Source organism: Vibrio sinaloensis (assembly GCF_023195835.1).
Lineage (GTDB): Bacteria > Pseudomonadota > Gammaproteobacteria > Enterobacterales > Vibrionaceae > Vibrio > Vibrio sinaloensis_C.
In genome coordinates this window covers 54,072-77,554 of record NZ_CP096199.1, presented here as the reverse complement: position 1 = coordinate 77,554, position 23,483 = coordinate 54,072, and the positions used below count along the sequence as shown (strand labels likewise).

Here is a 23,483-nt window from a genome sequence, read left to right as displayed (position 1 = left end):
GTACTCCTTGAGTCAACGACTGCTTGGTCGCTGTCTTATAATTCAATATAGATTTCATAGGGTTGACCGTCTCTTTCTACGGTCAAAGTCAACTCGGTCAGCTGAGAAAGATTGCGAAATATCTCCCCCATCACCGCAGGGTCGGTCAAATCCATGCCATTGATTGACAACGCAATATCCCCCGATTGTAAGCCGACTGACTCAAATAGCGCATCGTCTTTGCCCGGCGTAAGGCGATAGCCAATAATCGCTTCATCCTGCTTGATTTGCGACATGCGCACGTATTGGAAAATCTGTTTCGGGTCTTGGCTTATTTCCTGCTGGATTTTTTCCAGCGCATCGCCCGAGATTTGAGTTCGGGTCACGCCCTTAGTTTCTTGGTTAGCTGGCGCAGGCTGACTGAACTTAAGCCCTTCCAGCATAATGGTTTCGTTGCGTCCGGAGTTATCTACGATCACTCGGTCTGCTTGCACTTGCACCAGCTTGGCTCGTGTACCCTCAATCACTTCGTTAATCCCGTAAGTGGCTTGTTGGCCACGGTTGGCGATCACCGCTAAGCTTTTATTTGGATTAGAACTGGTCACGACCCCGACCAACACCACATTGAGACGACTTTTCGGCGCATCTTGCACTTTAGGCTGTTTCACAACTGGAACCGAGTTCTGATATTGGCCAAAAATGTGGCCATTTTGCAGCTGCGACAGATCGAGACGCGACGCCGTGCTCTCTTCTGGTGCGCCGACTTTTGCCGGCTGCCATACGGAGATGACAGGTTGCTGCCAAGGGTGCCAGATCATTTGGCCTGCGATCCACGCACAAATCGACAGCAATACCAGCATGACGATATAACTCACTCGGTGCTGTACACGCACATCCTTGAACGTATCAGTTAACTGATATAGTGCATTTACACTAATTTGTTTCACCCACTGTCCTTATTGATTGATTTCTCTAAAAGATACGTATTTATTTACCACGATGACTTGGTGCGTTTTTTCCGCCAAAGCAGGAAGCGAAGATTGTAGCAAAACATGAAACAACCTATACATTAAACCGTGGTACGTCACTTTAACCGCGCATAATTTTTATGATTTCGCTTGAAAAATGCCACACACGTCACCATTGTTACAGCAACTGACTGGAATCAACGCCAATTATCTTATTCGTTACCCAACAACCTTAGAGAGAAACAATCACCATGGGTTCCCAAACAGAAGCAGTGAGACTCGATAAATGGCTATGGGCCGCACGTTTTTATAAAACGCGCTCCATTGCTCGCAATATGGTCGATGGTGGCAAAGTTCACTATAATGGCCAGCGCAGTAAACCGAGCAAGGCGGTGGAACTAGGTGCGGTGATCACTCTAAGGCAAGGGCATGAAGAGAAGACTGTGGTGATAGAGAAAATCTCTGACCAACGACGCGGCGCTCCAGAGGCACAAATGCTCTACTCAGAAACGGCTGAAAGCGTCAGTCAACGCGAAGAAAATGCAATGCGCCGCAAACTGCACGCCCACAATCCAAGTCCAGACCGTCGTCCTGACAAAAAACAACGTCGCGACATCATTAAATTCAAGCACCAATAAAGCTGGAAAAATTAACGAGGACCCGCCACATGGCAAGCAATGTTTTGAACCGCTACTTATTTGAAGATCTTTCAGTTCGTGGTGAGTTGGTACAATTGGATGAAGCTTACCAACGTATTATTTCTAGCAAGGATTACCCAGCACCACTGCAAAAACTGCTTGGTGAGCTTTTGGTTTCAACCACACTGTTAACCGCGACGCTTAAGTTTGAAGGTTCAATCACTCTGCAGCTGCAAGGCGATGGTCCGGTATCACTAGTGGTGATCAACGGCGACAACGAGCAAAAAGTTCGCGGCGTTGCACGCTACGAAGGCGACATCGCAGACGACGCCAACATTCACGACATGATGGGTAAAGGCTACCTAGTGATTACTATCGACCCGAAAAAAGGTGAACGTTACCAAGGTATCGTTGGCCTTGAGGGTGACTCTTTAGCCGAGATTCTCGAAGGCTACTTTGCCAATTCAGAACAGTTAAAGACACGTCTGTGGCTGCGCACCGGTGACCAAGATGGCAAAGCTCATGCTGCTGGGATGCTGATTCAAGTGATGCCTGACGGCACTGGCAAACCCGAAGACTTCGAGCACCTAGAGCAACTAACCGAAACGGTAAAAGACGAAGAGCTGTTCACCTTAGAAGCCAACGAGCTGCTCTACCGCCTCTACAACCAAGAGCAAGTTCGTCTATTTGAACCTCAACCGGTTGAATTTCATTGTGGCTGTTCACGCGATCGCAGTGGCTCTGCCATCGTTACCATTGATCGTACGGAAATTAATGACATTTTGGCCGAGGTTGGCTCAATTTCTTTACATTGTGATTACTGCGGCACGACTTATACGTTCGACGAGGCACAAGTTTCCGAGCTTTTCCGCGAAGCCGGATCGGGCAATAACACGCTGCATTAATTTTTGCGGCACAGCAACCCTGTAATTTACCTATCAAAAGGCTCGCACATGCGGGCCTTTTTGTGATCAATCCCGCGCTATACCTAGCCTCAGCCGTAATAAACTAACCTGTTAATTTTAATCGAATATTAATGCTTTTGCCCTAGCGCAAAGCTTTGCGCACACGATAAACTAATCGCGCCAATATGTGATGCGTCGCTTAATCCCCCATGAAAAATACGGATATTTTTTGAGCTATATCCCTGTTTTCTCGAAAGCCCATTGCTAGCATGGTGAGCAGATAAAATTAAAAAAATCATTACAAAATCCCTACAAAATATTCCTAATAAGGAGCACCTATGACCGTTATGGAACATACAAAGGCTGCAACAATCGATCTTACCAAACACGGACTTCACAACGTTAAAGAGGTGGTACGCAACCCAAGCTACGATGTGTTGTTTGAAGAAGAAACTCGCGCGGATCTCGAAGGCTACGAAAAAGGCGTAGTGACTGAGCTTGGCGCTGTCGCAGTCGACACCGGAATTTTTACCGGACGCTCACCAAAAGATAAGTACATCGTTAAAGACGCAACCACAGAAGAGCACATGTGGTGGACATCCGATACGGTGAAAAATGATAACAAGCCGATCACCCAAGAAGTGTGGGACGATCTTAAGCAGCTTGTCACTAACCAGTTGTCTGGCAAACGCGTGTTCGTGATTGATGGCTACTGTGGTGCCAACCCAGATACTCGTCTCAGCATTCGTGTGATTACAGAAGTGGCGTGGCAAGCACACTTCGTTAAGAACATGTTTATCCGTCCTAGCGAAGAAGAACTCGCGACATTCGAGCCAGATTTCGTGGTCATGAATGGCGCTAAATGCACCAACCAGAAGTGGAAAGAGCACGGTCTGAACTCGGAAAACTTCACGGTATTCAACCTCACTGAGCGCACCCAGTTGATTGGTGGTACTTGGTACGGCGGCGAGATGAAGAAAGGTATGTTCGCGATGATGAACTACTTTTTGCCGCTCAAAGGCATCGCCTCGATGCACTGTAGTGCCAATATGTGTAAAGAAAATGGCGAAGTGGCGATTTTCTTTGGCTTGTCTGGTACAGGTAAAACCACGCTCTCTACCGACCCTAAACGCGCATTGATCGGTGATGACGAGCACGGCTGGGATGACGATGGCGTCTTCAACTTCGAAGGCGGCTGTTACGCGAAGACCATCAAACTCTCCAAAGAGGCCGAGCCAGACATCTACAACGCCATTCGCCGCGATGCACTGCTAGAGAACGTCACCGTACGCTCTGATGGCTCGATTGACTTCGATGATGGTTCAAAAACCGAGAACACTCGTGTTTCTTACCCCATTGAGCACATTGAGAACATCGTTAAACCTGTGTCGAAAGGCGGCCACGCCAACAAGGTTATTTTCTTGTCAGCCGATGCGTTTGGAGTACTACCACCAGTCTCCAAATTGACGCCAGAGCAAACTAAGTACCACTTCCTATCAGGCTTTACCGCTAAACTTGCTGGTACTGAGCGTGGCATCACTGAGCCAACACCGACCTTCTCGGCTTGTTTTGGTGCGGCGTTCTTGACTCTTCACCCAACTAAGTATGCAGAGGTGCTGGTCAAACGTATGGAGCAAGCGGGCGCAGAAGCTTACTTGGTGAACACAGGTTGGAATGGCAGCGGCAAGCGTATCTCTATTCAAGATACTCGCGCGATCATCGATGCGATTCTCGATGGCTCAATCGAGCAAGCCGAGACCAAACAGATCCCTATCTTCAACTTAGAAGTGCCTGTCGCGCTGCACGATGTCGATCCATCAATCCTCGACCCTCGTGACACCTATGTGGACCCACTACAGTGGGAAAGCAAAGCCAAAGATCTGGCGACTCGCTTCATCAATAACTTCGAAAAATACACCGACAACGCAGAAGGCCAATCATTGGTGGCTGCAGGTCCACAGTTAGATTAGTGACCTACCTAGAAGTTGTTTAGCTAAGCCCCTCTTTCGAGGGGCTTTTTGTTGCTTGAATAGCAAAACTCATTCAAGCTAGAAAAATATTTGCATGAGTGAGCACAGGAGGGTAATTGTGAAAAAAGCACTGTGGTGGCTAGTTATGATAACGTTCTCTGGTTTGGTGCTATCGTTACTGACTTTGTATGCTTTGCTGCAAAGCCGCTACGCCGCGCAGACGGTCACAACTTTGTTCAATCAGCTCACTCCCTATACGCTCAGCACGACCGAGGCTCACTATCAGCCGCCACTACAATTGACCTTAGCTAACGTTGAGTTGAGTGATACCAACCGCACCCTACAACTGCCTAAACTGACTCTTTGGTTAAGCCAGCAGCCTTGGCAACAAGGTAAGCTGACGTTCGACTCAATCCTGATCGAAGGCGCCAATCTACAACTCGATCAATTGCAGCACCCGATCTTCAATCAAATTCAGCTCCAGCAGTTAGCGCTCAAGAACGTCGACCTCAGCGCACCGAAGTGGTCTGCCCGAGATGTAAGCGTGCAGCTCAATCAGCCGCAGTGGCAACACAGCGAACAAACCATCCCTTATGCCGATATCCAGTTCGCCGCCAAACAGCTTTATATGCAAGGTGAGGCCCTGGATGACCTATTGGTCGATATGCGCTACCGAGCCAACAACAGCACTATTTTCGGCAGCTCGTTTACTTGGCGAGATGCCAATTTCTCTGGTCAAGCCGAGCAGTATCAGTACGGTTGGTCATTGGTCAATGTCACTATAGATAAACTCACGCTACCGGCTGAAACGCCTTTAGAGCGACTGCTGACCACATTGGGTAATTTGCAATTGCCGATCAGTCATATCAACAGTCTCGACATTCTTGGTGGCTCGTTCAATTTCCAAGGGTGGCGCTTTGAAAACCTAGACGCTTCACTAGAAAACCTGATTCTTAATCAAACACTTTGGCAGCAAGAATTGGGCTATGCCTCTTTTGATGCCGAGAGTATTACCGATGGCCGCTTGCTGCTAATCTCGCCCCGCGCCAAACTGGGAATGACCGGCGGCAACTTACTGATTGATGAATTTGACACCGATTTCAAGCAAGGACGGATTCAATTGCAAGGAGAAGTGTCGCCACAGGGCGTTCATTTGGACAAGCTTGATATCAATGGCGTGAAATGGCTCGAACAAACTGAGCAGTTGCTCGCTGATACCCGTCAGTTGATGGCACCACTGCAAAGCCTGAGCATAGATCAACTTGAGGTCACCAATAGCCAACTGATCCAAGTCGAACACAAACCCTACTGGCAAGTTTCTGGGCTTAATATCGAGGGCAGCAATCTAAGCCTGATCAAGCAAGCGCAATGGGGACTATGGCAAGGTTCAGTTAGCCTCAGTGCCCACAGTGCCAACCTAGATAGCTTACTCACGACTCAAGCAAAGGTCAGCTTGAGCGCCGATAACGACAGGCTGACCTTATCACGGGCCTTTGTGCCCCTTGAGCAAGGATATATTGAAGCTCGTGGTTGGTGGGACCGAGCTACTGTGAGTGCGCCCTGGCAGATAGAGCTGCACGCGGACGGCCTGCCTCTGCAACACTTTTGGCTTGAGCAGAGAGTGCCGTTTGAATTAACTGGTCTGGCGGAGATGGATATGACGCTCTCTGGCTTATCCGGTGACTACGCAATGTTGGCGCACAGCCTCAGTGGTCAAGCGAACATCAGTATCCGTCAGGCATCGATTAACGCCAGCGCCGCCGATGGTGAACAGCAATTTGAGCAGGATTTTGCTTTAGATGAAGTGGTGGCCCACGCCGACCGCGGTCGTATCCGCGTCCAAGGTCAAAGTGATCCGGTGCAGTTGGCCGGTGAGTGGGATCTAACCAAGCCAGCGTTTGCCAGCTTATTGCTGCAGAGCCGACAGCAGTGCGCTGAGTTGTGGTCAGACATTCTCTCTCATACCAATGTGATCAAGTCCGTCTGCGCTCCCGCAAAGTCACCGGCCAACAGCAATTAATCGTCGCTACCGAGTACCGCTTGATAGTCAGGTATCAGCATATAGGTACCGATAAACTCGACCGCTGGCACGTCACCACTCTGAATGGTGACATGAATGACAATGCGCGCTTTTCGCCCCGCCGCCAGTCGGTCTAGATCACCACTAATCCCGTCGAGCGAGGTTGACGCGACCGGGCTTTCGGTCACCGGGTGACGGTAGCGAATCCGGCTGTCGGCCAACACAATGTCTCCGGTGAGGTTGCGCTCTTTCATCAACAGCCAAGTCATCCCCCAGCCGGTTAACGTGGCTAAGGTGAACGCCGAGCCGGCAAACATGGTGTTGTGTGGATTAAGGTTTGGGTTGAGCTGCGCGCTGCACTCAAATTGATATCCAGTGTACTGATTGATTTTGATCCCCATCTTGTCACTGATCGGAATCTGGTTTTCCCAGCGCTCCTGTAGCTCAGTACACCACTCAGGTTTGCGCAGTACATCGGCCATAGGATCAAGGTGTTTAACCATTTGTTGGTGGCGGACAGGGCCGCGCTCATCGGTCAGCTCTCCGCGTCGCTCAAAACCACTCTTCTCATAAAATGAGATCGCATCTTCGCGAGCGTTACACACTAAGCGTTTAGCCCCTTCTTGACGCGCAAGTGACTCTAGAGCCACCAGCACTAACGACCCCATGCCTTTGCTACGACGATTATTTTTTACCGCCATAAAGCGAATCTGGCCTTCACTGTCTGGGGTAATATACAGCCGACCGATCGCCATTGGTCGGCCGCGTCCATCAACAATCATGCGATGATGGCTCATCGGGTCATATTCATCGCGCTCGGAACCTATCGGCATCTGCCAAGGCTCTCTCAGCATCTGCCAACGAAAGTGATAGTACTTATTGAGTTGATTATCCGTCTTCGGCGTGATCAGCTTAAACATAAAAATCCTTTTTTAGTTTTGGCGGCGTGATGAGTGCAACGCAGACATTGATTATACCTGTAGCCAGAAGGTGACCGGGCCATCATTGACCAAAGAAACCTTCATATCGGCCGCAAACCGGCCACGCTCAGTCGGCAACACTTCGGCACAACGGTCAGAAAAATAGTCGTACAATCGCTCGGCATCAGCAGGGTGTGCGCCACGAGAAAAGCCGGCTCGCGTCCCTTTTTTGGTATCAGCGGGCAAGGTAAACTGCGACACCACCAATACCTTACCTTCGATTTGTTTCACATTGAGGTTCATTTTGCCCTCTTGGTCTTCAAACACTCGATAAGTGGTCACACGTTCCATTAGTCGCTTGGCCTTGGCTTCATCGTCGTCTTTTTCGACACCGAGTAGAACAAGCAGACCTTGATCTATCTCGCCGACCACTTGACCGTCTACTCGAACGGCCGCCTCACTCACTCTCTGAATCAGTGCTATCACTGGTTTTCCCTTTTACTATTAATCGATTGCGTGATGGTGCTGAGTGTACCATTTCTTGTGGTAATTCTCTCCATTGCTCTCTTTCACCAAGCGCAGCGGTCACCTCGGCACCGACGAGTACAATCAGCCAACATAAATAGACCCAAACGAACAGAATTGGGATTGCCGCTAATGCGCCGTAGATGAGTTGATATGAAGGAAACTGAGTAATGTAGGCGGCAAAGCCTTTTTTGCTTGCTTCAAACAGCAGCGCAGCAACAATCGCCCCGAGCGCCGCATGGGATAAGCGCACTTTTTTATTCGGCACCAACAGATACAAGCCAGCGAAGGCAAAGAAAGACAACCAAAATGGCAACCAGCGCAGTAACTGGTTGTACACGCCGCTCAGCGCCTCATGATCGATAATTTTCAGTGAGGTGACGTAGGAAGTCGCCGCGATACTGGCACCGACTAAAATAGGCCCCAAGGTCAACACCATCCAATACATAGAGAACGAAAATACAGCGCGACGCTTTTTACGCACTCGCCAAATATAGTTGAGATTCTTGTCGATGTTAGAAATCAGCATCAAAGCGGCGACAAATAGAAAACCGCCCCCCACCGCACTCATTTTGCCGGTATTGGCGACGAACTCGAGCAGCGCCCCTTTCACCGCATCGCCGGCGGCTGGAACAAAATGGGTAATAACAAAGTCTTGAATCGCATCGCCGGCGTTTTCAAAAATCGCAAAGGATGAGAGGACAGATAACAGCACCGTTAACATCGGCACAATCGATAGCAAAGTAATGTAGGCCAAGTATCCAGCGTTAACATTGACTCTATCATGCTTCATTCGTGTAAAAAGATAACGCGCAAACAGGATCGCTTGGGTTATCAAGGGTTCGATTTTCAACTTGTCACTCCCCACTATATCCGTCATCCTAACAGGGTAATTTTAAAGGAAAGGATCCCATCATGCCGTACTTACTGGTGTTTGTATTGTCGATTTTTACCCTAACAGGGTGTCAGTCTGCTTACTACTCTGCAATGGAGCAAGTGGGTTATCACAAACGTGACATCATGGTGGATCGCGTCGAAGATGCCAAACAATCGCAGCAAGACGCCCAACAAGAGTTTAGTAGCGCTCTAGAAGCCTTATCCGTATTGACCCAATTTGATGGCGGCGAGCTTGAGACCATTTACAACGACATCAATGACAAATATCAAGACAGCGAAAAGGCCGCGCAAGAGGTGAGCGACCGCATCCAAGCGATCGAAGATGTGTCGGACGCACTGTTTGCAGAATGGAAGAATGAACTTGAGCTCTATACCAGCAGTAAACTGCGCCGCGCCAGTGAGCAAAAACTGCGTGACACCCAAACCTCTTATAACTCGATGCTAAAAGCGATGAAGCGTGCCGAAGCGAAAATGACGCCGGTACTCAACACCCTGCGTGACAACACCTTGTATCTCAAGCATAACCTCAACGCCAGCGCCATTGGCTCGCTGCAAGGCGAATTTGCCAGCTTGGAACAAGATATCCAGTACGCGATCAGAGACATGAACGAGGCGATCGCCGAATCGGATAAGTTCTTGCAAAAACTCAATCAAAAGTAAGCTCAATCAAAAATAGACTAACTACCACATAAAAAAAGCCCCGAGCATAACTCGGGGCTTTTTATCATGGGTGTCAGCAACGATTATTTTGCTGCACGTGAAGCACGTTTACGGTCGCTTTCCGTTAGGAACTTCTTACGGATACGAATGCTTTCAGGTGTGACTTCAACTAGCTCGTCATCATCGATGAACTCAAGCGCTTGCTCAAGAGTCATGATGATTGGCGGAGTCAGAACCTGCGCATCATCGGTACCAGAGGCACGAACGTTGGTCAGCTGCTTACCTTTCAGTGCGTTGACCGTTAGGTCGTTGTCACGGCTATGAATACCAATCACCATACCTTCGTACACTTCTACGCCGTGACCGATGAATAGACGGCCGCGCTCTTGCAGGTTAAACAGTGCGTTGGTCAGTGCTTTACCCGCCGCGTTGGCAATCAGTACGCCGTTGATACGTTGACCGATGTTACCGCCTTTGTGTGGGCCGTAGTGATCAAACGTATGGTAGAGCAGGCCAGAGCCTGACGTTAGCGTCATGAACTCAGTTTGGAAACCAATCAGGCCACGAGAAGGCATGATAAAGTCCATACGTACACGACCTTTACCGTCTGGAGACATATCTTTCAGTTCACCTTTACGTAAACCGATGTTCTCCATGATGCCGCCTTGGTGCTCTTCTTGAACGTCAATGGTCACGGTTTCAAACGGTTCCATCAACTGGCCGTTCTCTTCTTTAATGATAACTTCAGGACGCGATACTGCTAGCTCGAAACCTTCACGACGCATGTTTTCGATCAGGATAGATAGATGAAGTTCACCACGGCCTGATACGCGGAACTTGTCTGGATCGTCAGTTTGCTCGACACGTAGCGCAACGTTGTGAACCAGTTCCTTCTCTAAACGCTCAAGGATGTTACGTGATGTCACGAACTTACCTTCTTTACCCGCGAACGGAGAAGTGTTCACCTGGAACGTCATGGTTACTGTTGGCTCATCAACAGAAAGAGCTGGAAGCGCTTCTACAGCGTTTTGTGCACAGATAGTGTCTGAGATTTTTAGCTCACCAAGACCGGTAATAGCGATGATGTCACCCGCGTTTGCTTGGTCAACTTCGTGACGCTCTAGGCCCAAGTAGCCCATGACTGTGCCCACTTTACCGTTGCGAGTCTTACCGTCTGCACCGATAACCGTCACTTGTTGGTTTGGCTTAACAGAGCCGCGAGTGACACGCGCAACACCGATAACACCCACATAAGAGCTGTAGTCTAGCTGAGAGACTTGCATTTGTAGTGGGCCGTCTAGGTCAACATTTGGCGCGTCAACCACATCAACGATGGTTTGGAATAGCGGTTCCATGTTCTCGCCCGTTTCGCCTTCTTCAAGAGAAGCCCAACCGTTAAGTGCCGATGCGTAGACCACTTTAAAGTCTAGCTGGTCGTCAGTGGCACCTAGGTTATCGAATAGGTCGAACACTTGGTCCATTACCCAATCAGGACGCGCACCCGGACGGTCAATCTTGTTGATAACAACGATTGGCTTTAGACCGTGAGCAAACGCTTTTTGGGTAACAAAACGCGTTTGTGGCATTGGGCCATCAACCGCATCAACGATAAGCAGTACTGAGTCGACCATCGACATGATACGCTCAACTTCACCACCGAAGTCCGCGTGTCCCGGAGTATCAACGATGTTGATTCGGTAGTCATTCCAGTTAATTGCTGTGTTTTTAGCAAGAATGGTAATACCGCGCTCTTTCTCGATATCGTTTGAGTCCATGACTCGCTCTTCAGCTTCACCGCGAGACTCTAACGTACCTGATTGCTGGAGTAGTTTATCAACCAGTGTTGTTTTACCGTGGTCAACGTGCGCGATGATCGCGATATTTCTTAATTTATCAATCTGTGGAGTAGCCATGGATTTGATTCGCTCGAATAGGCAGAAGCACGCCGAAAACACAATCACTGTGTTATCCGCGCCCTTACTTGATTAAAAAAACGGCCATAATGTACCAGATTTTAGCGAAAAACCCAGAAATATGTGATCTGATTCGCCTCATGTGGCGAGATATTTTTTGATTGAACGCAATAGTGCGGCGAGTGTGGAGAAATCCCGATTGACATAATGAGCAATTCTAGGCTGAATGGAGGACGATGGTTGTTTACTCTTGGTGCAAATCTATAACTCGCACCAATACAGTGCACAATAAAGATCATTTTGGTGCAACCGCATGCACCATTTTAACACCTAGCCCGCTAATTTATTGAAATTAATGGATTAATTTTTTTGGCATGGTTTTGGCTTTAACTCAATCAGCATCGATTAATAAGTTTGCAATGTAATTAATCAATGCTGGACTCAACATGAGCACCAAGCTAAACCGCTTTAACAACACTGGAGGTTATCCAAGATGTCAGTAGAAAACGTTCTATCGCTGATCCAAGAAAACGAAGTTAAGTTTGTTGACCTACGTTTTACAGATACAAAAGGTAAAGAGCAGCACGTATCGATTCCTGCTCACCAAGTGGACGCAGACTTCTTTGAAGAAGGTAAGATGTTCGATGGTTCATCAGTTGCTGGCTGGAAAGGCATCAACGAATCTGACATGGTAATGATGCCAGACGCGTCATCTGCCGTTCTTGACCCATTCACAGAAGACGCAACGCTAAACATCCGTTGTGACATTCTTGAGCCTGCAACTATGCAAGGCTACGACCGTGACCCTCGCTCTATCGCTAAGCGTGCTGAAGATTACCTACGTTCGACAGGCATCGCAGACACAGTGCTTGTTGGTCCTGAGCCAGAGTTCTTCCTATTTGACGACGTTAAGTTTGCAACCGACATGTCTGGTTCATTCTTCAAGATCGACGACGTAGAAGCGGCTTGGAACACAGGTACTGACTTCGAAGGCGGTAACAAAGGTCACCGTCCAGGCGTTAAAGGTGGTTACTTCCCAGTAGCGCCAGTTGACTCTTCTCAAGACATCCGCTCTGCAATGTGTCTCATCCTTGAAGAGATGGGCCAAGTAGTCGAAGCGCATCACCACGAAGTAGCCACTGCGGGTCAGAACGAAATCGCAACTCGCTTTAACACGCTAACGGCAAAAGCGGACGAAATCCAAGTTTACAAGTACGTAGTACACAACGTTGCGCACGCATTTGGTAAAACAGCGACATTCATGCCTAAGCCACTCGTTGGCGACAACGGTTCTGGTATGCACGTTCACCAATCTCTAGCGAAAGACGGTGTTAACCTGTTCGCGGGTGACAAGTACGGCGGCCTATCTGAACTGGCTCTTTACTACATCGGTGGTGTTATCAAGCATGCGAAAGCAATCAACGCATTTGCTAACGCATCAACTAACTCGTACAAGCGTCTTGTACCAGGCTTCGAAGCGCCAGTTATGCTTGCTTACTCTGCACGTAACCGCTCGGCTTCTATCCGTATCCCAGTGGTACCAAGCCCTAAAGCACGTCGTATCGAGCTACGCTTCGGTGATCCATCAGCGAACCCATACCTATGTTTCGCAGCAATGCTAATGGCGGGTCTTGACGGTATTAAGAACAAGATCCACCCAGGCGAAGCGATGGATAAAGACCTTTACGATCTACCAGCAGAAGAAGCAGCTGAAATCCCAACAGTGGCTTACTCACTAAAAGAAGCGCTAGAGTGCCTAGACGCTGACCGTGAGTTCCTAACTGCTGGCGGCGTATTCTCTGATGACTTCATCGATTCTTACATCGCACTTAAGTCTCAAGATGTTGAGAAGGTTAACATGACCACTCACCCACTTGAGTTCGAACTGTACTACTCAGTATAACGGTTACTCAGTTGCGCTAAACAGCGCTATTACATAAATCCAAGGCTCACCTCGCAGGTGAGCCTTTTTGTTTTTGGCCACTCCCCCTTTGACGCTAGAGTCGTTATTCTGCATTGAACAAAAAGGGGGGGATGCGAATGACTCATCGCTGGTTACTATATGTAATCGCTTGCTTTTTCTGGTCGGCTCAAGCGAAAACCATCTATACTTGGCAAGATACACAAGGCATAACCCATTTCAGTGATATCCCTCACCCACAAGCAACCACATTTCACCTTGCAGATACGCAACCCGCGACAAAACCACCGGCGCCGACCGGCGCATCGCAACATCCCAAACGCGTTGCCAGTACACCACTAGAACTAACAATACTCTCTCCGTTAAATAACCAAGCAATACGCAGCAACAATGGCGCTCTGACCATAAAGGCAAAGCTGAATCGCCCACTAGACGATGGCGAGACCTTGAGGCTACTACTCAATGAAGAAACCGTACTCACTCCAGAACAAAGCCTTGTCTGGCAGTTACGCGAACTCCCGAGGGGGAGTCATCAGATTCAGTTAGAGGCATTTCAATACGGCAAGCTTATTGCATCTTCACAACCTATTACGGTGCATTTATTGCGAATAACCGCCATTTCGGTGAAATAAACAGCGTTAACGCACAGCATAACGATGTTTTACCTTCTGTTATTAGTGGTAATGCGCCATACTTGAATTTTCCATCGCACCATTTTGGTGCAGTGCACAGTTCAGGTTCAAGGAAAGGGTATAGCAGTGGATAGCGAACTCAACGAACTCATCTTAAATCATCAAGTAACCGCGATTCTGATCATGAATGAGTCGTTGCAGGTCCGTTATGCCAATCCATCGGCCGAGCAGCTGTTCTCTCAGAGTGCGAAACGCATTGTCGATCACCCTCTTTCTCACCTAATTCAACATGCCTCGATGGATTTGGCGTTGTTGTCACAACCGCTGCAAAGTGGCCAGAGCATTACCGATAGCGATGTGACATTTGTCGTTGACGGCAAACCGTTGATGCTAGAAGTCACCGTTAGCCCCATCTCGTGGAACAAAGAGTTAATGCTACTGGTGGAGATGCGTAAAATAGGTCAGCAGCGCCGCCTGTCACAAGAGCTAAACCAGCATGCTCAGCAGCAAGCTGCTAAGTTGTTGGTTCGCGGCTTGGCCCATGAAATCAAAAACCCGCTCGGTGGTCTGCGCGGCGCGGCGCAGCTTTTGGAACGCGCATTGCCCGACGCCAGTTTAGGCGAATATACCCAAATCATCATCGAGCAAGCAGATCGGCTCAGAGCCCTGGTGGATAGATTATTAGGGCCACAAAAACCGGGTAAGAAGAAACCGGCCAACTTGCACCTGATTCTGGAAAAGATTCGCCAATTGGTCGACTTAGAGGCGAATCAAAGCGTGAATATCGTTCGCGATTACGACCCTAGCCTGCCTGACATCATCATGGACGCTGACCAAATAGAACAAGCGCTGCTCAACATCGTCAGTAACGCAGGTCAAATTCTTAAAGACCAAGTGGATGGTCAAATAACAATACGCACCAGAACAGTGCATCAAGCCAATATTCACGGCCAGCGCTGCAAATTGGCGGCGAGAATCGAAATTATTGATAACGGTCCCGGTATCGCTACCGATCTGCAAGACACGCTGTTTTATCCTATGGTCAGTGGCCGTGAAGGAGGAACAGGCTTAGGTCTCTCTATTGCACAAAACCTTATCGATCAGCACCAAGGTAAGATAGACGTAGAAAGCTGGCCTGGTCGCACAACATTTACTATTTATTTGCCGATTCAAAGTTAGTGGCATTGCTGTAAGGAAATCATTGTATGAGTAAAGGATACGTTTGGGTCGTCGATGACGACAGCTCTATCCGCTGGGTCATGGAGAAAACCCTCTCTTCGGCGAACATCAAGTGTGAAACCTTCGCCGACGCGGAAAGTGTGCTTATGGCGCTGGAGCGTGAAACTCCGGATGTGCTGGTGTCCGATATTCGCATGCCAGGTATTGATGGCATTGAGCTGCTCAAGCAAGTTCATCAACGCTCACCTGACTTACCTGTTATTATAATGACCGCTCACTCAGACTTAGACGCCGCGGTCAATGCTTATCAAAAAGGCGCCTTTGAGTATTTACCCAAGCCGTTCGATGTCGATGAAACCTTAACCTTGGTAGAGCGAGCCATAACTCACCGCCACGAGCAAAAACAAGAGCAAGCGTCACTGAGCGATGATAGCTATACACCGCCAGAGATCATTGGTGAAGCACCGGCCATGCAGGAAGTGTTTCGTGCTATCGGCCGCCTCTCTCGCTCATCGATTTCTGTGCTTATCAACGGCGAATCGGGCACGGGTAAAGAGTTGGTCGCGCACGCACTGCATCGACACAGTCCGCGCGCGAGCAACCCTTTTATTGCCCTCAATATGGCGGCCATTCCCAAAGATCTGATTGAATCCGAACTGTTTGGCCACGAGAAAGGCGCCTTTACCGGAGCCAACAACGTCCGCCAAGGTCGCTTCGAACAAGCCAATGGTGGCACACTGTTTCTCGATGAAATCGGTGATATGCCGCTAGATATTCAGACACGCTTACTGCGCGTTCTCGCCGACGGTCAGTTTTATCGCGTTGGCGGTCATTCACCAATTAAAGTCGATGTACGTATTGTCGCGGCCACCCATCAAAACCTTGAAAAATTGGTACATAAAGGCAAATTCCGCGAAGACTTATTCCATCGCCTCAACGTGATTCGTATTCAAATCCCAGCGCTGCGCGAACGTAAACAAGATATTGAGAAACTGACACTGCATTTCTTAGCGCTCGCGTCTGAAGAGCTTGGGGTCGATGTCAAAACCCTTCATCCAAGTACGGTAGAAACACTCAATCGCCTTAACTGGCCGGGTAATGTGCGCCAACTGGAAAACATTTGTCGTTGGTTAACAGTTATGGCCAGCGGTAGCGAAGTTCTGCCCAGCGATCTCCCAAGCGAACTGTTGGAGGAGAAAAACCACAACGAAGCAGTCTCAGGCGGCTCATGGCAACAACAGCTAGCAGGGTGGGCGCGCAATGCGCTATCACAAGGCGACACTGAACTACTCTCTTTTGCCTTGCCGGAGTTCGAAAGAATTTTGTTGGAAGCGGCACTGGAGCACACTAATGGCCACAAACAAGATGCGGCCAAAGTGCTAGGTTGGGGCCGTAACACGCTGACCCGTAAGTTAAAAGAGCTCTATTGATAGAGTGCAAGCGGTTCAAGCTAAATTTGAAGACAAGGTTAAAAAATGATTAGAAATTAGGGATTAAACGCTAAAAAACATCAGCAAACTGGCTTAATTTTATTAAGATATATAAAGACCCTCTCGCAATTATTGATGAAGTGATGCCAGCAACGACGCAAATTACCCTAAGAACAGCGGTTGTATTGCCTTTTGTACTGATATTTATCTTTACTATCGGCATCATCGTCACGGTACAAAAAAATAATTACCAAGAGATGGTTGTCGACATCAGCGACAAGCAGTTAACGGCACTGACAGACAATGTTAATTTGGAGCTCGGCCGTTTTCTGCAAGAGCCATTTCAAGCCAGTCTCGCACTGAGCCACTCGATTGGCTTCAATCGCTTATACCAGCGTGGCGATACCAGCGCCATAGAGCAGTATTTTCTCACCTCGTTTCGCAACCTATATCAAACCATCCCACAACTGGACGTAATTGGATTTGGTGGTGAGGGGGCGGAATATGTCGGCTTTCGCAAAGAGCCCAACCAAGGCTACACCTTAATGATACAAGACCAGCGCACGCAAAATCGTCTGGTGATCTATCGAGGACAAGTGGTCAGTGAGGACATACGCTCCGTCATCGATGGCTATGACCCGCGTATTCGCCCTTGGTATGCCCCGGTTGCACAAGCGCTCACCCCAATGTGGTCCTCTATCTATGCCAATGCCGATGAGCGCCAAGAGATCACCTTATCGGCATTAACCCCGGTATTTTATGCGCAAGACTTTCAGGGCGTAGTGGTGACAGACATCAAAATCGACACCTTCAACACATTCCTGCGTAACCAACAGAATAAAACCAGCGCGACTCTCTATCTGGTCGATGATAAGCAGCGTCTGGTGGCGCACTCTACCTCTGGGAGCGTCGTTTCATGGGGGACAGAGTTCAGCAAAAAAGGGGACAGGTTGCTGGCCACGGAAAGCGACAACCCGATCATCAAAGCGCACGCGACACACAACGCCCAGCACAAGCTGTATCAACAGAATCAGGTCCAGCGCTTTACTTTAGATATCAATAACGAACGTTACTTCAATCATCTCACCCCTTACACCGATGCCTACGGTTTAAAATGGTATATCGGCGTGGCAATTTCTGAGTCGAATTTGCTCGGCAACTTGCCCGAAACGCAGCGCAATAGTTGGATCATCGGCATCATTGCCAGTTTTGTCGGCATCTTGCTCGGCTTGGTTGCGTTTAACCGTGTTGTGGCACCCATTACATCCACCGCGGCGGCCGCTAAGCGCCTGGCGAAAGGAGACTGGGAAAGCCATATGCCTAAGCCTGGTGGCATCTATGAAACCAGCCTGTTGGTTTACGCATTTAATGAGATGGCCAACAACCTTAAAGTTTCATTCAAAGCCCTGCGTTCACAACTGCTCTATGACTCACTGACTAAGCTGTATAGCCGAGAAGGACTGATTGATACTTGCGATAAACTGCCAACCCTTGATGGCACGCTGCTCATTATCGGGATCAACAAATTCCGTGATATCAACGACAGCTTAGGTCACTATCAAGGCGATCAGTTACTGGCGATCATCTCTCAACGCTTACAGGCTCTATTTAGTGAGCAAGATTATTTAGCGCGAATTGGCGGTGATGAATTTGCCATCTACTTACCCAAAGCACAAAGCCATGAACAATCTCTGCTCATCGCCAATCGCATCTTGCAGGTCTTTGCCGCTCCATTCCCAATGGAGGGGAACAGTGTCGTGGTCAGTATCAGCATAGGTATTGTTGAACAAGGCCCCACCACCAATATGACTCAATGGCTGCGTAACGGTAGCATCGCTCTGAGCAATGCTAAGCATGAAGTCACCAATATCAGCTACTACCGCCCAGAAATGGCCGATGTATCGCGCAAACGGACCTTGATGCAAGCCAAAATCAAAGACGCGCTGGAACGGGATGAATTTATCCCTTTTTACCAACCCTTAGTCGACCTTAACAGCGGCGAGATCATAGGCGCAGAAGCATTGGCTCGCTGGCTTTCGCCAACATCAGGATTAACGCCACCGGTTGAGTTTATCCCTATTGCAGAAGAAAGTGGCTTGATCGGAGCGATAGGCGAGACGATTTTGCGCCAAGCATGTAAAGATGCGGTGCAAGGTATCAAAGAAGGCAAGTGGACCAAAGCCTTCCACATGCACGTCAATCTCTCAGTTAACCAGCTATCTCAGCCAGACTTCATCGATTCTTTAAAGCAGATCCTCGACGAGTCGCAACTAAGCCCTAATAACCTCACCTTAGAGCTCACCGAGTCGCGCATAGTCGATAACGATCCCATCACGCTTGAGAACATGCAAGCGATCCGCAACTTAGGTGTACACATTGCTATCGATGATTTCGGTACGGGTTATAGCTCGCTTGCCTACTTACATAAGCTGCCGTTTAGCTGTCTAAAGATCGACCGCACCTTCGTCAATAAGCTGTCTGCCGATAATCTCGATACCTCAATCGTCGCCGCTATCATCAACATGACCCGCAGTATGAAAGTCAGTATTGTCGCTGAAGGTATTGAAACCCCTGAACAAGCGAAAATGCTGGTGCAACTTGAATGTCCCCTTGGCCAGGGCTTCCTTTATAGTCGCCCTGTCCCGTATCAAGAATGGCCAACAGATTTGGTTAACATGAAATAAAAACCAACATTTATGGCCGGTTTTATGCGCTTAGTCTGCTGACACTCCCGCTATTGATTCTTATACTTAGCCCAATTGACTTAACTGGAATGATGATAATGATAACCAAGAACCTTCCACTGACAGACTTACACCGCCACCTTGATGGTAATATCCGTACGCAAACTATTTTGGATCTGGGACAAAAATTTGGTGTCGCTCTTCCTGCCTACGATGTTGAGTCTTTAACCCCACACGTTCAAATCGTCGAAGCTGAACCTTCATTGGTTGCCTTTTTGTCGAAGCTAGATTGGGGTGTCGCGGTTCTTGGAGACCTTGATGCGTGTCGCCGCGTGGCATATGAAAACGTAGAAGACGCGCTGAATGCGCAAATCGACTACGCTGAACTGCGCTTCTCTCCTTACTACATGGCGATGAAACACAAACTGCCAGTAGCGGGTGTAGTAGAAGCGGTGGTCGATGGCGTTCAAGCAGGTGTGCGCGACTTTGGCATCAAAGCCAATCTTATCGGTATTATGAGCCGCACTTTTGGCACCGATGCGTGTCAGCAAGAGCTAGACGCAATCCTAACTCAAAAAGACCACATTGTTGCCGTCGACTTGGCAGGAGATGAGTTGGGTCAACCTGGCGATCGCTTTGTTAGTCACTTTAAACAAGTAAAAGATGCAGGCTTGCATGTCACGGTTCATGCGGGTGAAGCGGCTGGCGCAGAAAGTATGTGGCAAGCAATTCGAGACTTGGGCGCGACCCGAATTGGTCACGGCGTTAAAGCTGTGCACGATCCTAAGTTGATGGATTACTTAGCCGAGCATCGTATCGGCATTGAGTCATGTCTGACCTCAAATTTCCAGACAAGCACCGTCGACTCCTTAGCCAACCATCCGTTGAAGCAATTCTTGGATCACGGCGTACTGGCATGTCTCAACACGGACGATCCTGCGGTAGAAGGTATTGAACTTCCCTATGAGTATGAAGTAGCTGCACCTCAAGCGGGTTTGAGCCAAGAGCAAATTCGTCAAGCGCAGATCAACGGCCTTGAACTGGCGTTCATTTCTGAGGCAGAAAAGCAACAATTGAGAGAATTAGCCCTTTCTAGAGGCTAAAAAACACCGTTCGTAAAAAACCGATGCTCATGCATCGGTTTTTTTATATCTCACCGCCAATTGAGCCAATGAAGATTTGTAACAAAATAAAAGCTTCAGTTTATCAGGCACGCTGGCTATAAGTCATTGCCATATAAGCCACGACGATTTTCTAGCACGCATAGCGCCCCTTAATTGGCTTTCAGAATAAACATTTCTAACAATAACTTATCAATGAGTCGATTGTCACATTAGTGAACATTAACCCCTCAAGCACCAGCCTGTGTGAGCCCTGTCAATTTTATCTTTTATTTTACTCTGTAAAGTAAATACACATTAGAGGTCGCAGATGACCCGATTTTTATTTTTTATATCTAAAAACTAACTGTCTGATCACTCGATCAGATAAATCAAAATTACCGGGGGGTAAATTTATGAACGTTTTCGGCACTATGCAGAAAATGGGTAAGTCACTAATGCTGCCAGTGGCATGTATGCCAGCAGCAGGTATCTTACTAGGGATTGGTGGTAACGCTGAAGTAGCGAAATTCTTGCCAGATATCGTGGCACAAATCATGACCGAGGCGGGTCTGGGTGTGTTTGCAAACATGGCATTGCTATTTGCTATCGGTGTAGCGCTTGGCTTCACTAAAAACGACGGTGTTGCAGCACTTGCGGCGGCATTGGGCTACCTAACGATGACTCGCGTACTTGGCGTAGTGGCTGAAGGTACCGACGTTGGTGTGTTCGGTGGTGTTATCATGGGCCTTGTTGCGGCTCAACTGTTTAACAAGTACCACAAAATCAAGCTACCTACTTACCTAGGCTTCTTCGGCGGTAAGCGTTTCGTTCCAATCGTGACGTCTCTCGCTGCGTGTATCGTTGCTGGTGTTCTTGCTATCGTTTGGCAACCAATCGGTGCCGGCATCGCGGCATTCTCACACTGGGCAGCTTACCAATCACCTGAACTCGCATTCGGCATCTACGGTTTCGTTGAGCGCTCTCTAATTCCATTTGGTCTGCACCACATCTGGAACGCGCCATTCTTCTACGAAGTGGGTTCATTCACGACCGCAGCCGGTGAAGTTGTTACTGGTGAAATCCCACGTTACCTTGCTGGTGACCCAACTGCGGGCAACCTAGCGGGCGGTTACATGTTCAAGATGTTCGGTCTACCTGCTGCATGTTTGGCAATGTACGTAACAGCTAAGCCTGAGAACAAACTAAAAGTGGCTTCTATCCTAGGTTCTGCGGCATTGACTTCATTCCTAACAGGTATCACTGAGCCAATCGAATTCGCGTTCCTATTCGTTGCTCCTATCCTATACGTTGCTCACGCTCTGATCGCAGCGACTGCGTTCCCAGTGATGATCATGATGGGTATCAAGCACGGTACAACGTTCAGCCACGGTCTATTCGACTTCACGCTACTATTCGGTAACTCTTCAAACGGCATGATGCTTGTTGTGATGGGCCTAGTATACGCAGCTATCTACTTCGTTGTGTTCACTACGCTAATCAAAGCACTAGACCTTAAGACGGTTGGTCGTGAAGAAGAAGACATGGGCGAAATGGCTAACCTAGAAACGTCTGAGCAAGCTCAACTGGTTCTAGAAGCATTCGGTGGCAAAGACAACATTGAGTCAATCGACGCATGTATCACTCGCCTACGTATGACAGTTAAAGACGAGAAGAAAGTGAACCAAGATCGCTTGAAAGAGCTCGGCGCGACTGCAGTCGTACGCCCATCTGAGAACAACCTGCAAGCCATCTTCGGCACGCACTCAGAGATTCTTAAAGGTGAAATTGAGCCCCTACTTCAATAACACCCCAAAAACACCTACATGAATGCTCCTGTAGACGTTTTACCCCACTCGTAAGAGTGGGGTTTTTCGTTTATATTCTCAGACACTCCTGGCAACCCAGAGAAATATAAAGGCCTGTCCCTACATTGAGTTAGTCATAGCCCGTCACGTTACTTCTAGGCTTATACACAGCCATTATGTAAAAAGTGCGTTGCAAACGGACTAAAGGCTCTTTAATTGCACCTGATTTCGGCCCAAGGATTTAGCTTGATAGAGACACTCATCAGCAACCGAAAGCAGCATCTTTTTAGTGATACGTCTATCAGCTTGATGAGATGCCACTGCAATACCCACTGAAGCGGAGACATAGCCCAATTCACTTGCCAAGTGAGCAATACCTAAACGCTGGAATTCGACGGGTAGCCCGCTCAACCAGTCCTCATTGTGCTCATCATGCACCGCGACTAAGATGAACTCTTCACCTCCAAACTTCACCACCAAATCTGCATCTTGCAGAGAAAGCAATTGCGCCACTTGGACCAAAACCCTATCCCCCTCTAGATGACCATAGGTGTCGTTATATTGTTTGAAGTGATCGATGTCTATCATGGCTACAGACAGGTGTTGCCCAACCTCTAGATTCGCCAGCAGCGTTGAAATCTCTTTATCAAATCGGTAGCGATTGTCGATACCAGTTAATTTGTCAGTCTGCGCCTTGGTTTGTTCGGTAAGCTCGTGTTTATAGTGGCTTCGAAGCAGCACATCGGTTTGGAACTGCATAGCCCCCATAACCAATGCGGCAATCACAAAAAAATGCAGACTCCACTGGACGTCAATTTGGCTAACCCATTGAATATACACTAAGCCAAAAGCCAACAAACACCAGTAAATAGCTTTATGCCCAAGGTGAAGAATAGGAATGGCAGTAATCACAATGGCGCAAAACATTGGGCCACCTTCATACAATACCTGGTGCCTAGTGGCATAATTGATAAAAAACGCGACCATAATAGCACTGAGGATCGCACCCAAAACAAACCAAAGCTGATGCAGATAACGGTCATCCACCTTGGTCGTCAAAACGCCAAACACAACAAACACAAAGACGATAAGCAAGCGATAAGTGTTATCTAGCGGCTTTACCATCTCAGGGGGTTCAAAAAGAGTAGCGATACTGAACGAGAGGAGTGCAACAATGGAAAGGAGACAGATAACAATCAAGTTTTTCCGTGAACGCTGATTTAGCGCGTACTGAAATCGTCGCTCTGTTTTTGCGTCAAAGTAGAACCAGGCTGGCAGCCAATTTCGTGGGATCATCGAACAATATAGTATAGATAGACATCAAGCCATAGTAG

18 protein-coding genes are annotated in these 23,483 nt (G+C 48.3%); 12 read left to right on the top strand and 6 right to left on the bottom strand.

Translation table 11 applies throughout. From position 1 onward, the window contains the following. Nucleotides 1-35: 35 nt before the first annotated feature. Nucleotides 36-926: a type II secretion system protein GspC gene (gspC, locus tag MTO69_RS00350; RefSeq protein ID WP_248330106.1), complete on the bottom strand. Its 891-nt coding sequence runs from the start codon at nt 924-926 to the stop codon at nt 36-38. Between the two features lie 272 nt (nt 927-1,198). Between gspC and hslR the strand changes: the two genes are divergently transcribed. The 4 genes from hslR to MTO69_RS00330 all read left to right on the top strand — a co-directional run bounded on the left by hslR (nt 1,199) and on the right by MTO69_RS00330 (nt 6,480). Continuing rightward, nucleotides 1,199-1,585 carry a ribosome-associated heat shock protein Hsp15 gene (gene hslR, locus MTO69_RS00345; RefSeq protein WP_248330104.1) on the top strand — a complete coding sequence of 129 codons (387 nt, stop codon included), beginning with the start codon at nt 1,199-1,201 and terminating at the stop codon, nt 1,583-1,585. Between the two features lie 29 nt (nt 1,586-1,614). After that, on the top strand, nt 1,615-2,490 hold the full coding sequence (gene hslO, locus MTO69_RS00340; RefSeq protein ID WP_248330102.1) for an Hsp33 family molecular chaperone HslO: 876 nt from the start codon (nt 1,615-1,617) through the stop codon (nt 2,488-2,490). Between the two features lie 338 nt (nt 2,491-2,828). Beyond that, the gene (gene pckA / locus MTO69_RS00335) at nt 2,829-4,460 is read left to right on the top strand and encodes a phosphoenolpyruvate carboxykinase (ATP) (protein WP_248330100.1); all 1,632 of its coding nucleotides are present in this window, start codon (nt 2,829-2,831) and stop codon (nt 4,458-4,460) included. A 118-nt stretch (nt 4,461-4,578) separates the two neighbouring features. Continuing rightward, nucleotides 4,579-6,480, top strand: a complete 1,902-nt coding sequence (locus MTO69_RS00330; RefSeq protein ID WP_248330099.1) for an AsmA family protein — start codon at nt 4,579-4,581, stop codon at nt 6,478-6,480. Here MTO69_RS00330 and MTO69_RS00325 read toward each other — a convergent pair. The 3 genes from MTO69_RS00325 to MTO69_RS00315 are packed head-to-tail and all read right to left on the bottom strand — an operon-like array spanning nt 6,477 to nt 8,805. Then, nucleotides 6,477-7,400 (bottom strand): bifunctional GNAT family N-acetyltransferase/hotdog fold thioesterase, encoded by a 924-nt coding sequence (locus tag MTO69_RS00325; RefSeq protein ID WP_248330097.1) that lies wholly within the window; start codon nt 7,398-7,400, stop codon nt 6,477-6,479. The two genes, MTO69_RS00330 and MTO69_RS00325, sit on opposite strands and share 4 nt — an antisense overlap. Before the next feature lie 51 nt (nt 7,401-7,451). Then, nucleotides 7,452-7,886, bottom strand: coding sequence for a D-aminoacyl-tRNA deacylase (dtd, locus tag MTO69_RS00320; protein WP_248330095.1), 435 nt, complete (start codon nt 7,884-7,886; stop codon nt 7,452-7,454). After that, complete coding sequence (locus MTO69_RS00315) at nt 7,858-8,805, bottom strand: virulence factor BrkB family protein (RefSeq protein ID WP_432715638.1); 948 nt, start codon at nt 8,803-8,805, stop codon at nt 7,858-7,860. Before MTO69_RS00315 ends, dtd begins: the two co-directional genes overlap by 29 nt. Nucleotides 8,806-8,840: 35 nt before the next feature. On the opposite strand from MTO69_RS00315, the gene MTO69_RS00310 reads away from it, so the two are divergent. Then, a complete protein-coding gene (locus MTO69_RS00310; RefSeq protein WP_248330091.1) occupies nt 8,841-9,482 on the top strand; it encodes a DUF2959 domain-containing protein in 642 nt (213 codons plus the stop codon). A gap of 83 nt (nt 9,483-9,565) precedes the next feature. On the opposite strand, the gene typA is transcribed toward MTO69_RS00310, so the two are convergent. Then, a complete protein-coding gene (gene typA, locus MTO69_RS00305; RefSeq protein ID WP_248330089.1) occupies nt 9,566-11,395 on the bottom strand; it encodes a translational GTPase TypA in 1,830 nt (609 codons plus the stop codon). Between the two features lie 493 nt (nt 11,396-11,888). On the opposite strand from typA, the gene glnA reads away from it, so the two are divergent. The 7 genes from glnA to ptsG all read left to right on the top strand — a co-directional run bounded on the left by glnA (nt 11,889) and on the right by ptsG (nt 22,149). Continuing rightward, nucleotides 11,889-13,298 (top strand): glutamate--ammonia ligase, encoded by a 1,410-nt coding sequence (gene glnA, locus MTO69_RS00300; RefSeq protein ID WP_248330087.1) that lies wholly within the window; start codon nt 11,889-11,891, stop codon nt 13,296-13,298. Nucleotides 13,299-13,435: 137 nt separating this feature from the next. Next, a complete protein-coding gene (locus tag MTO69_RS00295; protein WP_248330085.1) occupies nt 13,436-13,948 on the top strand; it encodes a DUF4124 domain-containing protein in 513 nt (170 codons plus the stop codon). Nucleotides 13,949-14,074: 126 nt separating this feature from the next. Beyond that, complete coding sequence (glnL, locus tag MTO69_RS00290; RefSeq protein ID WP_248330083.1) at nt 14,075-15,127, top strand: nitrogen regulation protein NR(II); 1,053 nt, start codon at nt 14,075-14,077, stop codon at nt 15,125-15,127. A gap of 26 nt (nt 15,128-15,153) precedes the next feature. Next, entirely contained in the window at nt 15,154-16,557 is a 1,404-nt protein-coding gene (glnG, locus tag MTO69_RS00285; protein ID WP_248330081.1) for a nitrogen regulation protein NR(I), read from the top strand. 143 nt (nt 16,558-16,700) lie between these two features. Beyond that, nucleotides 16,701-19,241: an EAL domain-containing protein gene (locus tag MTO69_RS00280; protein WP_248330079.1), complete on the top strand. Its 2,541-nt coding sequence runs from the start codon at nt 16,701-16,703 to the stop codon at nt 19,239-19,241. Nucleotides 19,242-19,339: 98 nt separating this feature from the next. Continuing rightward, nucleotides 19,340-20,344 (top strand): adenosine deaminase, encoded by a 1,005-nt coding sequence (gene add, locus MTO69_RS00275; RefSeq protein WP_248330077.1) that lies wholly within the window; start codon nt 19,340-19,342, stop codon nt 20,342-20,344. A 413-nt stretch (nt 20,345-20,757) separates the two neighbouring features. Continuing rightward, nucleotides 20,758-22,149, top strand: a complete 1,392-nt coding sequence (gene ptsG, locus MTO69_RS00270) for a glucose-specific PTS transporter subunit IIBC (protein WP_248330075.1) — start codon at nt 20,758-20,760, stop codon at nt 22,147-22,149. A gap of 201 nt (nt 22,150-22,350) precedes the next feature. Here the strand turns inward: ptsG and MTO69_RS00265 are convergent, their stop codons facing one another. Beyond that, the gene (locus MTO69_RS00265; RefSeq protein WP_248330073.1) at nt 22,351-23,274 is read right to left on the bottom strand and encodes a GGDEF domain-containing protein; all 924 of its coding nucleotides are present in this window, start codon (nt 23,272-23,274) and stop codon (nt 22,351-22,353) included. Nucleotides 23,275-23,483 lie beyond the last annotated feature (209 nt).

What these genes read in the sequence shown, in the direction of transcription:
- hslR (WP_248330104.1), top strand. Translation starts at nt 1,199, where the DNA reads ATGGGTTCCCAAACAGAAGCAGTGAGACTCGATAAATGGCTATGGGCC.
- hslO (WP_248330102.1), top strand. Translation starts at nt 1,615, where the DNA reads ATGGCAAGCAATGTTTTGAACCGCTACTTATTTGAAGATCTTTCAGTT.
- pckA (WP_248330100.1), top strand. Translation starts at nt 2,829, where the DNA reads ATGACCGTTATGGAACATACAAAGGCTGCAACAATCGATCTTACCAAA.
- MTO69_RS00325 (WP_248330097.1), bottom strand. Translation starts at nt 7,400, where the DNA reads ATGTTTAAGCTGATCACGCCGAAGACGGATAATCAACTCAATAAGTAC.
- MTO69_RS00315 (WP_432715638.1), bottom strand. Translation starts at nt 8,805, where the DNA reads ATGACGGATATAGTGGGGAGTGACAAGTTGAAAATCGAACCCTTGATA.
- MTO69_RS00310 (WP_248330091.1), top strand. Translation starts at nt 8,841, where the DNA reads ATGCCGTACTTACTGGTGTTTGTATTGTCGATTTTTACCCTAACAGGG.
- typA (WP_248330089.1), bottom strand. Translation starts at nt 11,395, where the DNA reads ATGGCTACTCCACAGATTGATAAATTAAGAAATATCGCGATCATCGCG.
- glnA (WP_248330087.1), top strand. Translation starts at nt 11,889, where the DNA reads ATGTCAGTAGAAAACGTTCTATCGCTGATCCAAGAAAACGAAGTTAAG.
- MTO69_RS00295 (WP_248330085.1), top strand. Translation starts at nt 13,436, where the DNA reads ATGACTCATCGCTGGTTACTATATGTAATCGCTTGCTTTTTCTGGTCG.
- glnG (WP_248330081.1), top strand. Translation starts at nt 15,154, where the DNA reads ATGAGTAAAGGATACGTTTGGGTCGTCGATGACGACAGCTCTATCCGC.
- MTO69_RS00280 (WP_248330079.1), top strand. Translation starts at nt 16,701, where the DNA reads ATGCCAGCAACGACGCAAATTACCCTAAGAACAGCGGTTGTATTGCCT.
- add (WP_248330077.1), top strand. Translation starts at nt 19,340, where the DNA reads ATGATAACCAAGAACCTTCCACTGACAGACTTACACCGCCACCTTGAT.
- ptsG (WP_248330075.1), top strand. Translation starts at nt 20,758, where the DNA reads ATGAACGTTTTCGGCACTATGCAGAAAATGGGTAAGTCACTAATGCTG.
- MTO69_RS00265 (WP_248330073.1), bottom strand. Translation starts at nt 23,274, where the DNA reads ATGGTAAAGCCGCTAGATAACACTTATCGCTTGCTTATCGTCTTTGTG.